12 protein-coding genes and 1 tRNA gene are annotated in these 12,822 nt (G+C 66.1%); 3 read left to right on the forward strand and 10 right to left on the reverse strand.

What is annotated here, in order from left to right; genetic code table 11:
* The first annotated feature begins 33 nt into the window (after nt 1-33).
* Nucleotides 34-624, forward strand: coding sequence for a DUF4126 domain-containing protein (locus tag JSQ98_RS04140; protein ID WP_090149223.1), 591 nt, complete (start codon nt 34-36; stop codon nt 622-624).
* 131 nt (nt 625-755) lie between these two features.
* Here the strand turns inward: JSQ98_RS04140 and rpsA are convergent, their stop codons facing one another.
* Both rpsA and polA read right to left on the reverse strand, forming a co-directional pair.
* Nucleotides 756-2,201, reverse strand: coding sequence for a 30S ribosomal protein S1 (gene rpsA, locus JSQ98_RS04145; RefSeq protein ID WP_090149227.1), 1,446 nt, complete (start codon nt 2,199-2,201; stop codon nt 756-758).
* Between the two features lie 239 nt (nt 2,202-2,440).
* On the reverse strand, nt 2,441-5,068 hold the full coding sequence (polA, locus tag JSQ98_RS04150) for a DNA polymerase I (protein WP_211650402.1): 2,628 nt from the start codon (nt 5,066-5,068) through the stop codon (nt 2,441-2,443).
* 115 nt (nt 5,069-5,183) lie between these two features.
* On the opposite strand from polA, the gene JSQ98_RS04155 reads away from it, so the two are divergent.
* Nucleotides 5,184-5,636 (forward strand): hotdog fold thioesterase, encoded by a 453-nt coding sequence (locus JSQ98_RS04155; protein WP_211648488.1) that lies wholly within the window; start codon nt 5,184-5,186, stop codon nt 5,634-5,636.
* Nucleotides 5,637-5,696: 60 nt separating this feature from the next.
* On the opposite strand, the gene JSQ98_RS04160 is transcribed toward JSQ98_RS04155, so the two are convergent.
* Nucleotides 5,697-6,305 (reverse strand): ANTAR domain-containing response regulator, encoded by a 609-nt coding sequence (locus tag JSQ98_RS04160; RefSeq protein WP_029608346.1) that lies wholly within the window; start codon nt 6,303-6,305, stop codon nt 5,697-5,699.
* A gap of 39 nt (nt 6,306-6,344) precedes the next feature.
* Nucleotides 6,345-6,512 carry a hypothetical protein gene (locus JSQ98_RS04165; RefSeq protein ID WP_176698328.1) on the reverse strand — a complete coding sequence of 56 codons (168 nt, stop codon included), beginning with the start codon at nt 6,510-6,512 and terminating at the stop codon, nt 6,345-6,347.
* A 240-nt stretch (nt 6,513-6,752) separates the two neighbouring features.
* Here JSQ98_RS04165 and JSQ98_RS04170 point away from each other — a divergent pair, with 240 nt between their 5' ends.
* Complete coding sequence (locus JSQ98_RS04170; RefSeq protein ID WP_211648490.1) at nt 6,753-7,106, forward strand: DUF7882 family protein; 354 nt, start codon at nt 6,753-6,755, stop codon at nt 7,104-7,106.
* Between the two features lie 144 nt (nt 7,107-7,250).
* On the opposite strand, the gene JSQ98_RS04175 is transcribed toward JSQ98_RS04170, so the two are convergent.
* The 6 genes from JSQ98_RS04175 to trpC form a co-directional block, all read right to left on the reverse strand.
* Nucleotides 7,251-7,332, reverse strand: a tRNA-Leu gene (locus JSQ98_RS04175).
* 83 nt (nt 7,333-7,415) lie between these two features.
* Nucleotides 7,416-8,891 carry a pyruvate kinase gene (pyk, locus tag JSQ98_RS04180; protein WP_211648491.1) on the reverse strand — a complete coding sequence of 492 codons (1,476 nt, stop codon included), beginning with the start codon at nt 8,889-8,891 and terminating at the stop codon, nt 7,416-7,418.
* A gap of 16 nt (nt 8,892-8,907) precedes the next feature.
* A complete protein-coding gene (lgt, locus tag JSQ98_RS04185) occupies nt 8,908-9,909 on the reverse strand; it encodes a prolipoprotein diacylglyceryl transferase (protein WP_090149245.1) in 1,002 nt (333 codons plus the stop codon).
* An 83-nt stretch (nt 9,910-9,992) separates the two neighbouring features.
* The gene (trpA, locus tag JSQ98_RS04190) at nt 9,993-10,787 is read right to left on the reverse strand and encodes a tryptophan synthase subunit alpha (RefSeq protein WP_211648492.1); all 795 of its coding nucleotides are present in this window, start codon (nt 10,785-10,787) and stop codon (nt 9,993-9,995) included.
* A complete protein-coding gene (gene trpB / locus JSQ98_RS04195) occupies nt 10,784-11,947 on the reverse strand; it encodes a tryptophan synthase subunit beta (protein WP_249290945.1) in 1,164 nt (387 codons plus the stop codon). The genes trpA and trpB overlap by 4 nt, the downstream gene beginning before the upstream one ends.
* Before the next feature lie 104 nt (nt 11,948-12,051).
* Complete coding sequence (gene trpC / locus JSQ98_RS04200; RefSeq protein WP_090149260.1) at nt 12,052-12,822, reverse strand: indole-3-glycerol phosphate synthase TrpC; 771 nt, start codon at nt 12,820-12,822, stop codon at nt 12,052-12,054.

A 12,822-nucleotide genomic window follows, 5' to 3' on the forward strand; every position in this document is an offset into this window, starting at 1 on the left:
CCGGCGACGTAGGCTGGCTCACGGGAGGGAACCATGCTCGAAATCATCACCGGGGTCGTGCTCGCGGCGTCGGCGGGCCTCAACGCGTACGTTCCGCTGCTGGGCTTGGGCCTGCTCTCCAGGTTCACGGAGTGGGTGAGCCTTCCGACCGGCTGGAGCTGGATCGAGAACGAATGGTCTTTGGGCATCCTCGGCGTCCTGCTCGTGATCGAGATGCTCGTCGACAAGGTTCCGGCTCTCGATTCGATCAATGACGTGCTCCACACCATCATCCGCCCGGCTTCCGGAGGAATGGTCTTCGCCGCCGGGAGCGGCAGCGATACCGTCGCGGTGTCGGATCCCGCGGCATTCATCGCCTCCGCCGACGTCTGGCCCGTCGTCGTCGGGGCCTGCGTTGCGCTGATCCCCCATGCGCTCAAAGCCATCGCGCGCCCGGTCGTGAACGTGCTGACGGCTGGGGCAGGCGCGGCCGTCGCCAGCACGTTCGAAGACATCGGTGCGGTGGTGCTCACGGTGCTCGCAGTCGTCGCCCCGGTCGTCGCTCTCGTGGCACTCGGGTTCGTCATCGTCGCGCTCGTGCGCAGGCTCCAGCGCGCGCTGCGTGAGCGACGCGCGCGCGTGTGAGCGGATGCTCGCGCGTGTGAGCGGATGCTCCCGCGTGTGAGCGGATGGTCACGCCTCCCCGAGCTGCGGCGCGGACGCCAGAAGGCCCGGCCCCCGAAGCGGGGACCGGGCCTTCTGGCGTGCGATGAGGGTTAGTTGCCCTCGAGCTGAGCCTTCAGTGCAGCCAGCGCAGCGTCGTCGGCGAGAGCGCCGGCCGAAGCCGCATCGCTCGAGAACGTCGACGAAGGCGCCTCGGCAGCGGGCGCAGCAGCGGCCTCCGCGAGCATGGAAGCGACCTGCTTCTTGTGCGCTTCCCAACGCTCCTGAGCGGCAGCGTACTCCTGCTCCCACTTCTCGCGCTGCGACTCGAAGCCTTCCTTCCACTCCTGGGTCTCAGGATCGAAGCCCTCGGGGTACTTGTACTCGCCGTTCTCGTCGTACTCCGTGGTCATGCCGTAGAGTGCGGGGTCGAACTCGGTGCCCTCGGGGTCGACGCCCTCGTTGGCCTGCTTGAGGCTGAGCGAGATGCGGCGACGATCGAGATCGATGTCGATGATCTTGACGAAGACCTCCTGGCCGGCCTGCACGACCTGCTCAGCGAGCTCGACGTGCTGACCCGAGAGCTCGGAGATGTGCACGAGGCCCTCGATGCCATCGGCGACGCGGACGAACGCGCCGAAGGGAACGAGCTTCGTGACGACGCCCGGGGCGATCTGACCGATCGCGTGGGTGCGTGCGAATACCTGCCACGGGTCTTCCTGCGTCGCCTTGAGCGACAGCGAGACGCGTTCGCGGTCGAGCTCGACGGAGAGCACCTCGACGGTGACTTCCTGTCCGACCTCGACGACGTCGGAGGCGTGCTCGATGTGCTTCCAGGAGAGCTCCGAGACGTGCACGAGGCCGTCCACGCCGCCGAGATCGACGAACGCGCCGAAGTTGACGATCGACGAGATGACGCCCTTGCGGACCTGGCCCGGCTTGAGCTCGGCGAGGAACGACGAGCGCGTGGCCGACTGGGTCTCTTCGAGCAGCGCACGACGCGAGAGCACGACGTTATTGCGGTTCTTGTCGAGTTCGAGGATCTTCGCCTCGATCTCCTGGCCCAGGTAGGGGGTCAGGTCGCGTACACGGCGCAGCTCGATGAGCGAGGCCGGGAGGAAGCCGCGGAGCCCGATGTCGACGATGAGGCCGCCCTTGACGACCTCGATGACGGTGCCGGTGACGACGCCCTCGTTCTCCTTGATCTTCTCCACGTCGCCCCAAGCGCGCTCGTACTGAGCACGCTTCTTCGACAGGATGAGGCGACCTTCCTTGTCCTCCTTCTGGAGCACGAGTGCCTCGACGGAATCGCCGACCTCGACGACCTCACCGGGGTCGACGTCGTGCTTGATGGACAGCTCGCGCGAGGGGATGACGCCCTCGGTCTTGTACCCGACGTCGAGGAGCACCTCGTCGCGGTCGATCTTCACGACGGTGCCCTCGATGAGGTCGCCGTCGTTGAAGAACTTCAGGGTCGATTCGACCGCTGCAAGGAAGTCTTCGGCTGAGCCGATGTCGTTAACTGCGACCTGCTTGCGTTCGGTCGTTGCGTTCGTCATGTAATTGGTCTCCAGAATGGACAGGGTATCGAGGCGGAAGCACGCCGGTCTTGGCCGAATCTCGCAGATTCGCAAGTGCCCCCACGCGTGGACATGGTTGAGTCGCCACAGATGTGACAATTCATACTACCCCGGGGCGCGCCCGGGATCAATCGCGTGATTCACCGGCGCGTCCCAGCGGTTCAGGGGTCGTTCCGCTGGGAACCGCGACTGCCGTTGCCGGTTCGGCGCGCACCTGCTCAGTGCGCGGCGGCGTTCCAATTCGCGCCGTGACCGACCTGCACCTCGAGCGGCACCGAGAGCTCTGCAGCTCCGGCCATCTCTTCGCGCACGATCGCTTCGAGCGTATCCCACTCCCCCGCGGCCACTTCGAACATGAGTTCGTCATGGATCTGCAGGAGCATGCGCGAAGCGAGTTGCGCCTCCCGCATCCGGAGTTCGACCCTGATCATCGCGCGCTTGATGATGTCGGCGGCCGAGCCCTGGATGGGTGCGTTGAGGGCTGCGCGCTCGGCGTTCTCGCGCAGGACGCGGTTGGGGCTCGCCAGATCGGGGAACGGCCGACGGCGGCCGTAGATCGTTTCGGTGAACATGTCGCGTTTCGCTTGATCGACCACCGACCGGAGGTAGTCGCGCACCCCGCCGAAGCGCTCGAAGTAGTCGGTCATGAGCTGTTTCGCCTCTGCCGAACTGATGTTCAGCTGCTTCGAGAGTCCGAACGCTGAGAGTCCGTAGGCCAATCCGTACGACATCGCCTTGACCTTCGAGCGCATCTCGCTGGTCACGTCTTGAGGATCGACGCCGAAGATGCGCGCGCCCACGAAGCGATGGAGGTCCTCGCCGGCGTTGAAGGCCTGAATGAGACCGGCGTCGCCTGAGAGGTGCGCCATGATGCGCATCTCGATCTGCGAGTAATCGGCCGTCATCAGGGTCTCGAACTCGCTGCTGTGGATGAACCCCTCGCGGATCCGTCGCCCCTCTTCCGAGCGCACCGGGATGTTCTGCAGGTTGGGGTCCGTCGACGCGAGACGACCCGTGCTCGATCCGGTCTGCACGAAGGTGGTGTGAATACGACCGTCCGACTGCACCGATTTGATGAGAGTCTCGATCATCTGGCGCAGCTTGTTCGCGTCACGATGCCCGAGCAGGGCGTCCAGGAAGGGGTGCGGCTGCTTGGCCTGCAACTCAGCGAGAGCCGCCGCGTCGGTCGTGTACCCGCGCTGCGTCTTTCGCGTCTTCGGCATGTCGAGCTCGTCGAACAGCACTTCTTGCAGCTGCTTCGGCGATGACAGATTGACTTCGTGCCCGATGGCGTCGAATGCCTCCTGCTGCAGACGGGCGACGCGTTCCGTGAGCTCTGCGTGATGGGCCTCGAACAGCGGCTCGTCGACCTGCACGCCGCGGTACTCCAGGCCGTCGAGCACCGAGACGAGCGGCAGCTCGATCTCGCGGTAGATCTCCCCGGAGCGCGACTCGAAACGCTCCACCGCTGCGGCGTGCGTGCGCACCGTGTACCAGGCGAGTGTCGCGGTGTCCGCGACACTGCCTTCCTCGGGCACCAGCTGGTTCGGGTCGCCCTCCGGCACCTGCTCCCCCAGATACCGGAACACGGCGTCGGCGAGGCTCTTCTCCGCAGCCGACGGCCGAAGCACCCAGGTCGCAAGCAGCACGTCCCCGACGATTCCGCCGATGCGCGCACCCGCTCGTCGCGCCAGGGCGAGCTGCTGCTTCGAATCGTAGAAGACCTTTGCGGCGTCGGACGCGAGCCATTGCTCGAAGAGCGCGTAATCGCGCCCCGCCGGCTGCCAGTCGAACTGCACCGATGAGTCTGCGGTAGCGATGCCGACGTCAAATCCGCCGTCGAGTTCTCGGATGAGGACCGCGGGAGACTCGTGCTTCGCGAGCCAGTCGGCGAGTTCCTCGTCGATGAGATTCTTCGGTACGGGCCGTTCGGGAGCGAGCGACGGCGACACCGTGGACGTCGCGCCGCCAGCCGGCACGGCGGCGCCGGCCAGTTTGCCGACGCGTTGCAGCAGGGTGCGGAACTCGAGCTTCGCGAAGATCTCCTGCACGGCGGCCATGTCGATCTCGCCCCGCTTCAATTCATCGAGCTCGACGTTGAGTTCGACGTCGCGCACCAGACGATTCAAGCGACGATTGCGCTCAGCCAGATGCGCATGCTCGCGAAGGCTCTCCCCCACTTTTCCGCCGACCTCGTCTTGGCGCCGCAGAATCTCTTCGAGTGAGCCGAACTGATTGATCCATTTCACGGCCGTCTTCTCACCGACTCGCGGGATGCCCGGCAGATTGTCGCTCGTCTCCCCGACGAGCGCAGCGATCTCGGGGTACTGCTCGGGACGGATCCCGTAGCGTTCCATGACCTTCGCCGCGTCGTAGCGCGTCAGTTCGCTCACACCCTGCTTCGACGGGTACAGGAGCGTCACACGGTCGTCGACCAGCTGAATCGTGTCGCGATCGCCGCTCACCACCAGCACCCGATATCCGTGCTCGGACGCCCGCGTCGCCAACGTCGCGAGAATGTCGTCGGCCTCGTAGTTCTCTTTCTCGATCGTGCGAATACCCATCGCGTGCAGCGCATCCTGCAGCAGCGGGATCTGCCCCTTGAACTCAGGCGGCGTCTCGCCACGGGTCCCCTTGTACTCGGGATATTCGTCGGTGCGGAAGGAGTGCCGAGAGATGTCGAACGCCACCGCGAGCGCATCCGGTCGCTCGTTGCCCAGGAGGTTGATCAACATGGCGATGAAGCCGTGGATCGCGTTGGTGTGCTGCCCGGACTGGGTCTGGAAGCTATCGACCGGAAGCGCGTAGAACGCGCGGAAGGCAAGCGAGTGGCCATCGATGACCATGAGGGTAGGCTGAGTGTTCGACACGTGCCCAGCCTACAATCCGCCGCCGACATTCCGCAGGACGGACGCCGTCGCCCCCGGCTCGCGCGTGTCATCGACACGACGAAAGGCACCGATGTCCGCTCTTCCCAGCGCAGCAGCTTCCTCCCCTGAAGACGCGATCGAGTACATTCGTCACCGCGGTCTCGGCGCACTCGCCGACCGCATGGGTATCGAGATGATCGAGTTCACGCCCGAACGGGCGGTCGCGACGATGCCCGTGGAGGGCAACACGCAGCCGGTGATGTTGCTGCATGGCGGTGCGTATGTGGTGCTGGGCGAGACCCTGGGCTCGATGCACGCGAACTTTCGCGCCCCAGATGGCTGCGTCGCCGTGGGGCTGGACATCAACGCCACCCACACCGGCTCGGCCACGGAGGGAGTCGTGACCGGCGTGTGCACTCCGATCAAGCTCGGACGCAGTGTCGCGGTGCATGAGATCGTTGTCTCCGATGCGCGCGGGATCCGGTGCTCGACCATTCGCATCACCAACTTCTACAAGCGGATCACGCAAGACTCCGAAGCCTGAGAACGACGAACGCCCCGGACCGCATCAGCGGGTCCGGGGCGTTCGTCTCGACAGGGGGCGTCAGTCCTTCTTCGGCCCGAGCTGGTCGATGATGGTCTTCGCGACGTCCTGCATCGTCAGTCGGCGATCCATCGATGCCTTCTGAATCCAGCGGAACGCCTCGGGTTCGCTTAATCCCATCTTGTCGTTCAAGATTCCCTTGGCCCGATCGACGAGCTTGCGCGTCTCGAATCGTTCTGCGAGATCGGCGACCTCGCTCTCGAGCGCCACGATCTGCTGGAAGCGCGACAGCGCGATTTCGATGGCCGGGATCAGGTCGGCCGGCGTGAAGGGCTTCACGACGTAGGCAAGCGCCCCGGCCTCGCTCGCGCGCTCGACCAGCTCGCGCTGGCTGAACGCAGTGAGCAGCACCACGGGAGCGAGATGCGTCTTGTTGATCCGCTCGGCTGCCGAGATGCCGTCGAGCTGCGGCATCTTCACGTCCATCACCACAAGGTCAGGACGCAGTTCTTCGACGAGCTTCACCGCCGTCTCGCCGTCTCCCGCCTCACCGACCACTTCGAAACCGTTATCGCGCAGGGTCTCGACGATATCGAGGCGGATCAGGGATTCGTCTTCCGCGACGACAACGCGTCGCGGAGCGCTCGGTGCAGTGCTCTGGTCATTCACTCCACCAGCTTACGTCATTCTCGCTGTGGATTTCTGACCCTACTCGAGATTCGCGACAGGCTCCGGTTCTTCCGTGTCGTCCTCCCCGAACTCAGGCGCCTCAGGGTGCCCGTGCTGCACCAGGAGATCATCCTCTCCGCTCGGCTGCGAGATCGGTGCACGCCCCTCTTCGCCGTCGGGATGCGCGCTGGTGTTGTTCATCGACATGGTGTCCTCCTCAGGTGGTTGGGGACCCAGTCTGCGCGGAGCAGGGCTCTGCCACCAGGGGCTAGCCCTCATCCCCGGCGCACCCGTACCCTACGGCGCAACGCACGCCCGCTCCGCGCACGGGCGGCGAGCCCTCCCCCAGGAGCAATCGCCTGAATAGGTCGCTCTGCGTCCGATGAGCTGCGATGCTTGAGAGAAGCTCCAGCAGCCAACGAAGGTTGCGAACGAAAGGACCACATCATGGGATCCATCCGGTACGACGGCCTGACCACGCACTTCGACGATCGACTGCTCACCCACCTCCAGATCATCATCGTCCAGAAACTCATGCGAGAAGAGTCGTTTCTCATGTCGTGGAAAGACAGCATGAGCACCGGCGACGGGCGCACTGCCATCTGGCTGTCACCTCAGACCACAATCACCTTCAAATTCGTGGGAAGCCGAGTGCCTGAGATCAACAAGAAGTGGCTCCTGCGCCTTGGAGAATCGGCAAGCTCCACGACCGGCCTCATCGTCACCGGAGAAGATGGGGAACTCGCGGCGGCGGAGGCCACCGGCAGCAAGTATCCGGGCAACCTTCGCCCGGGAAACTGACTGCGGCGTTATCGCGATCACGCTGGCGGCTTCCGCCTGGTCGCCCCTCGATGTCCGAACGCCGGAAGCGCTCCGCGCCTCCTGAACCACGACACCCCCCGACTTCCGCGAAGTATCACGCGAAGCCGGGGGGTGTGTCGTTCGTGCCGAATGCGGGACTTGAACCCGCACGCCTTTCGGCAACGCATTTTGAGTGCGCCGTGTCTGCCAATTCCACCAATTCGGCGAACTCCGCAAGCTTATCGCATGGGGAGCCGTGTCTCACGTCGGGCGGCGACCCACGGGCGCGTCGCCGCCACAGGCCGAGGATCAGGCCTGCGGGTCCTCCGCGATCTTTGTGAACTTACGCGGACCGGCCTCGGGCAGCAGACCGGTGGCCTCACCGATGCGATGGATCCGCAGCGTATTCGTCGTGCCCACGACTCCGGGAGGCGAGCCGGCGATGATGACGACCTTCTCCCCGACCTCGATGCGCGAGTGCTCGAGCAGCACTTTGTCCACCTGCACGAACATCTCGTCCGTGCTGTCGACGCGCGGCACCTCGTAGCTGCGTGCGCCCCACGTCAGTTCCATGCGTCGACGAGTATCGGGATCCGGAGTGAACCCGATGATCGGCATCGGCCGTCGCAGGCGCGACATCCGTCGCACGGTGTCGCCCGACTCCGTGAAGACGCAGATGTAGCGCGCGCCGACGAAGTCGGCCACGTCAGAAGCTGCGAGCGTCAGCACGCCTCCCTGAGTGCGGGGAGCCGCCCCGAGGGGCTCGATGCGGTCGAGCGCGTGATCCTCAGTCGCCTCGATGATCTTCGCCATCGTGGCCACCGCTTCGATGGGGTAGGCGCCCACGCTCGTCTCTCCGGAGAGCATAACGGCGTCGGCGCCATCCAGCACGGCGTTCGCGCAGTCCGAGGCCTCCGCGCGCGTGGGGCGCGGGTTCTCGATCATCGACTCCAGCACCTGGGTCGCCACGATCACCGGCTTCGCATTCCGACGCGCGATCGTCACCGCCTCGGCCTGCACCAACGGCACGCGCTCGAGCGGCAGTTCGACGCCGAGATCACCGCGGGCGACCATGATCCCGTCGAACGCAGCGACGATGCCTTCGAGGTGCTCGACCGCCTGCGGCTTCTCGATCTTCGCGATCACCGGCAGTCGCACTCCGACCTCATCCATGATCTCGTGCACGCGGGTGATGTCGGCGGCGTCGCGCACGAAGGAGAGTGCGATGTAGTCGACGCCGAGCGCGAGCGCCCATCGCAGATCTTCCTCGTCCTTGTCGGAGAGCGCAGGAACGTTCACGGCAACGCCGGGGAGGTTGATCCCCTTGTTGTTGGAGATCGAACCGGGCACCTCGACCACGGTGTGCACCGTGTCCTCGGTCACGCGCACGGCGCGAAGGGTGACCTTGCCGTCATCGATCAGCAACGGATCACCGGCGCTGACGTCACCCGGCAGTCCCTTGTGCGTGGTTCCGCCGACGGTGCGATTCCCGACCACATCGCGCGTCGTGATCGCGAATTCGTCGCCGACAGCGAGCGCATACGGGCCGTCCTCGAACACGCCAAGTCGAATCTTCGGACCCTGCAGATCCGCGAGCACCGCGATCGGGCGACCGACCTCGGCCTCGGCGCGACGAATATTCCTGTAGATGCCCTCATGCACGTTGTAGGTGCCGTGGGACATGTTGAGCCGCGCGACGTTCACGCCGGCCTGGATCAGCGCGAGCGTGTGGTCGTAGCTGGAAACAGCGGGTCCCCAAGTGGCGACGATCTTGGCGTGACGCATGCAGCGTGCTCCTTCGTTAGTGGGTCTTGCTGGGCTCGACGCCGCTCGCGGGCTCGAGCGACGCATCGGGCAGCGCTTCCGTCTCGGATGCCGAGACTGACGTACCGTCGCCGCGATCGATCACGTGGTAGTACTCGTTCGTGTCGGCGGTATCGGCGAGCACGGTGTCTCCTGGATGGCGTCGGCCGGGCAGGTACACGGTGTTCTCGAGCCCGACGTGGCGATGACGGCGCAGAATGAACAGCGCGATGCCGACCACGATCGCCAGGATTGCAGCGAGCACGTTGGTGCGCACGCCGAGGAAGAGCAGGCTGGGATCGACGCGCAGCGACTCGGTGAACGCGCGGCCGACGCCGTACCAGATGAGGTAGAGGGCGAAGAAGGTGCCCCACCGCGGACGCCACTTCCGCTCGATGGCGAGCAGCACGACGATTCCGAGGATGTTCCACAGCGCCTCGTAGAGGAAGGTCGGGTGGAAGAGGGTGCCCTCGGGCAGTCCGATGGGGAATGCCGCGTTCGTCGACTCGATCTCGAGCCCCCACGGGAGCGTCGTTGGGCCGCCGAAGAGCTCATGGTTGAACCAGTTGCCGAGACGACCGACCGCCTGCGCGATCAGCAGTCCGGGCACGAGCGCGTCCGCGAATGACCAGAACCGGATGCCGGTGATCCGCGACGCGATGAGCACGCCGATCGCTCCCCCGATGAGCGCGCCGAAGATCGCGATGCCGCCGTTCCAGAATGCGAAGATCTCAAGCGGGTTCTTGCCCTCGCCGAAGTAGTCTCCCCAGTGCGTGACGACGTGGTAGAGCCGGGCTCCCAGGATCCCGAGCACGAGCGACCACACGAGGAAGTCGAAGACCGCTCCCCGCTCGCCGCCGCGCTGCCCCAGCCGTCGCGCCGTCCAGATGCCGGCGATGATGATGCCGACGATGATGCAGAGCGCGTAGAAGTAGATCCGGAACGGACCGAGCTGCAGGTACTGCAGCTCGGGGCTCGGAATGCTCAACGGGAGAATCATTCACTCCTCTTTCGCCGGCGGCCTCGCGCCGCAGGACTCGGGTGGATGCCGCGCGATCGTGCCGCGCGGCGGACGGGTCAATCTTAGCGCGCGGTGCCTCGGGCGATGCCCGCGACGGTTTCGGCGAGCTGCGGCACGCCGCCGTCGCGCAGCGCACGCACGAATGCGGTGCCGACGATGGCACCGTCCGCGTATTCGAGCGCACCGGCGACCTGCTCCGCCGTCGAGATTCCGATGCCGACGCAGGCGAGCGTTGCGCCCTGCTCGCGGAGCCGCGCCGTGAGCCCCCGGGCTGCCGCGTCGAGCTCGGCGCGTTCGCCCGTAATCCCCATCGTCGAGACCGTGTAGACGAACCCGGTACTCGCGCGACTCACGAGCGCGAGCCGCGCATCCGTCGAACTCGGAGCTGCGAGGAACACGCGATCGAGTCCATGAGCCTCGCTCGCCGCGATCCAATCGTCTGCGGAGTCCGGCGTGATGTCTGGTGTGATCAGCCCGGCGCCGCCAGCAGCCGCGAGGTCGCGAGCGAACGCGTCCACCCCGTACTGCATCACGGGGTTCCAGTACGTCATCACGAGAACCGGCACGTCTACGGCATCCCGCACGCGACGCACTGCTTCGAAGACGTCGGCGAGACGGAAGCCCGCCGCGAGAGCCGTCTGCGTGGCCTCTTGGATCACCGCGCCGTCCATGACGGGGTCGGAGTACGGCACGCCGAACTCCAACACGTCGGCTCCGCTTCGTGCCATCGCGATCGCGGCTTCCACACTGGTGTCCAGGTCGGGGAAGCCCACTGGCAGGTACCCCACGAGCGCTCCCCGGCGCTCCTGGTTCGCAGCGAGGATCGCTTTCGCGACGCTGGATCCGTGCTCGGTCATCCGTCGATCTCCGATCCGTCTTCCGGGAGCAGCCCGAAGTAGCGGCCTGCGGTCGCCATGTCTTTGTCGCCGCGGCCCGACAGGCTCACGAGCACGACGCCTTCCGGCCCCAGATCGGTGCCGATCCGCTGCGCCCCCGCAAGGGCGTGCGCCGATTCGATAGCGGGAATGATGCCCTCGGTCCGGCTCAGCAGCCGAAGCGCCTGCATCGCCTCGTCGTCGGTGGCGGGGATGTACTCCGCGCGCCCGATGTCGGCGAGCCACGCGTGCTCCGGCCCGACGCCCGGATAGTCGAGGCCGGCGGAGATCGAATGAGATTCGATGGTCTGCCCGTCGTCGTCCTGCAGCACGTACGTCCTCGCTCCGTGCAGCACGCCGGGGCGCCCGCGCTCGATCGACGCCGCGTGCTGGTCGGTGTCGACGCCGTCGCCTGCGGCTTCCACGCCGTAGAGGCGCACATCGGCGTCGTCGAGGAACGCGTCGAACATGCCGATCGCATTGGAACCGCCCCCGACGCACGCGACGACGGCATCGGGAAGACGGCCGATGCGCTCGAGCAGCTGAGCACGGGCTTCTTCGGAGATGATCTTCTGGAAGTCGCGCACCATCGCCGGGAACGGGTGCGGCCCAGCGGCGGTCCCGAAGATGTAGTTGGTGCGATCGACGCTCGCGACCCAATCGCGATACGCCTCGTTGATCGCATCCTTGAGCGTGCGAGAACCGGTCCTGACGGGCACGACTTCAGCGCCGAGCAGACGCATCCGCGCGACGTTCAATGCCTGACGCTCGGTATCGACTTCGCCCATGTACACGGTGCATTCGAGGCCGAAGAGCGCTGCAGCCGTCGCGGTGGCCACGCCGTGCTGGCCGGCTCCGGTCTCGGCGATCACGCGAGTCTTGCCCAACCGTCGAGTGAGCAGCGCCTGCCCGAGCACATTGTTGATCTTGTGCGAGCCGGTGTGGTTCAAGTCTTCGCGCTTCAGGAACACGCGTGCCCCACCTGCGTGCTCGGCGAAGCGCGGCACCTCGGTGATGGGTGATGGGCGCCCGGCGTACGAGAGCAGCAACTCCGCCAGTTCAGAGCGGAAGGCGGGGTCGGCCTGCGCCTCTGCGTACGCGTCGGTCAGCTCGTCGATCGCCGCGATCAGCGATTCCGGCATGAACCTCCCGCCGAACTCTCCGAAGAACGGACCATGCTGGTCGCGCAGGCTGGTGACGCCGGTCGTCGATTCGGTCACTGGTGTCCTTTTCAGCTTGAGACGCTTCAGACGCTCACGTAGGTCTGCAGCGTCGCGATGGGGTCGTTCGTCACGAGCGCCTCGCCGACGAGCACCGCGTCGGCTCCCGCTTCGCGGTAGTGCTCCACATCCGCGACGTTGAGCACGGCCGATTCCGCGACGCGGATCACGCCGGCCGGAATCTGGTCCGCGACTCGTCCGAACAGGTCGCGATCGAGTTCGAAGGTGCGCAGATCGCGCGCGTTGACTCCGACGAGCTGAGCGCCGAGGTCCACGGCTCGCGCGACCTCCTCAGCGCTGTGCGCCTCGACGAGCGGCGTCATTCCGAGCTCGCGGATCACATCGTGGAGGCGGACGAGGCGGTCCTGCGGGAGCGCGGCGACGATGAGGAGCACGAGATCGGCTCCGGCCGCACGGGCCTCGAGCACCTGGTACTCATCTCCGATGAAGTCCTTGCGCAGCACGGGAATGCTGATCGCTTTGCGCACGGCTTCCAGGTCGGCGAGGGATCCCTTGAACTTCCGCTCCTCGGTGAGCACGCTCACCGCGCTCGCCCCGCCGGCCTCGTACTGAGCCGCGAGGTCCTGTGGAAGCGGGATCTCGGCGAGATCGCCGCGCGATGGGCTGGCACGCTTCACCTCGGCGATCACCTTCATGTGCTCGGCGGGCGCGAGCGCAGCGAGTGCGTCGAGCGCCGGGCGAGCGGCGAGGGCATCGGATTCGACTACCGAGTACGACCGGAGCTCGCGGCGCGAGGCCGCGTCCTCGAGCGAGCCGGCGAGCAGATCTTCGAGCAC

Origin of the sequence: Leucobacter manosquensis (genome assembly GCF_018304845.1) — a bacterium.
GTDB classification, from domain to species: Bacteria; Actinomycetota; Actinomycetes; order Actinomycetales; family Microbacteriaceae; genus Leucobacter; species Leucobacter alluvii.

Excerpts from the sequence above, each read along its gene's own strand:
- rpsA (WP_090149227.1), bottom strand. The coding sequence starts at position 2,201 with ATGACGAACGCAACGACCGAACGCAAGCAGGTCGCAGTTAACGACATC.
- pyk (WP_211648491.1), bottom strand. The coding sequence starts at position 8,891 with ATGCGTCACGCCAAGATCGTCGCCACTTGGGGACCCGCTGTTTCCAGC.
- JSQ98_RS04165 (WP_176698328.1), bottom strand. The coding sequence starts at position 6,512 with ATGTCGATGAACAACACCAGCGCGCATCCCGACGGCGAAGAGGGGCGT.
- JSQ98_RS04170 (WP_211648490.1), top strand. The coding sequence starts at position 6,753 with ATGGGATCCATCCGGTACGACGGCCTGACCACGCACTTCGACGATCGA.
- polA (WP_211650402.1), bottom strand. The coding sequence starts at position 5,068 with ATGGTCATCGATGGCCACTCGCTTGCCTTCCGCGCGTTCTACGCGCTT.
- lgt (WP_090149245.1), bottom strand. The coding sequence starts at position 9,909 with ATGATTCTCCCGTTGAGCATTCCGAGCCCCGAGCTGCAGTACCTGCAG.
- JSQ98_RS04155 (WP_211648488.1), top strand. The coding sequence starts at position 5,184 with ATGTCCGCTCTTCCCAGCGCAGCAGCTTCCTCCCCTGAAGACGCGATC.
- trpA (WP_211648492.1), bottom strand. The coding sequence starts at position 10,787 with ATGACCGAGCACGGATCCAGCGTCGCGAAAGCGATCCTCGCTGCGAAC.
- trpB (WP_249290945.1), bottom strand. The coding sequence starts at position 11,947 with ATGCCGGAATCGCTGATCGCGGCGATCGACGAGCTGACCGACGCGTAC.
- JSQ98_RS04140 (WP_090149223.1), top strand. The coding sequence starts at position 34 with ATGCTCGAAATCATCACCGGGGTCGTGCTCGCGGCGTCGGCGGGCCTC.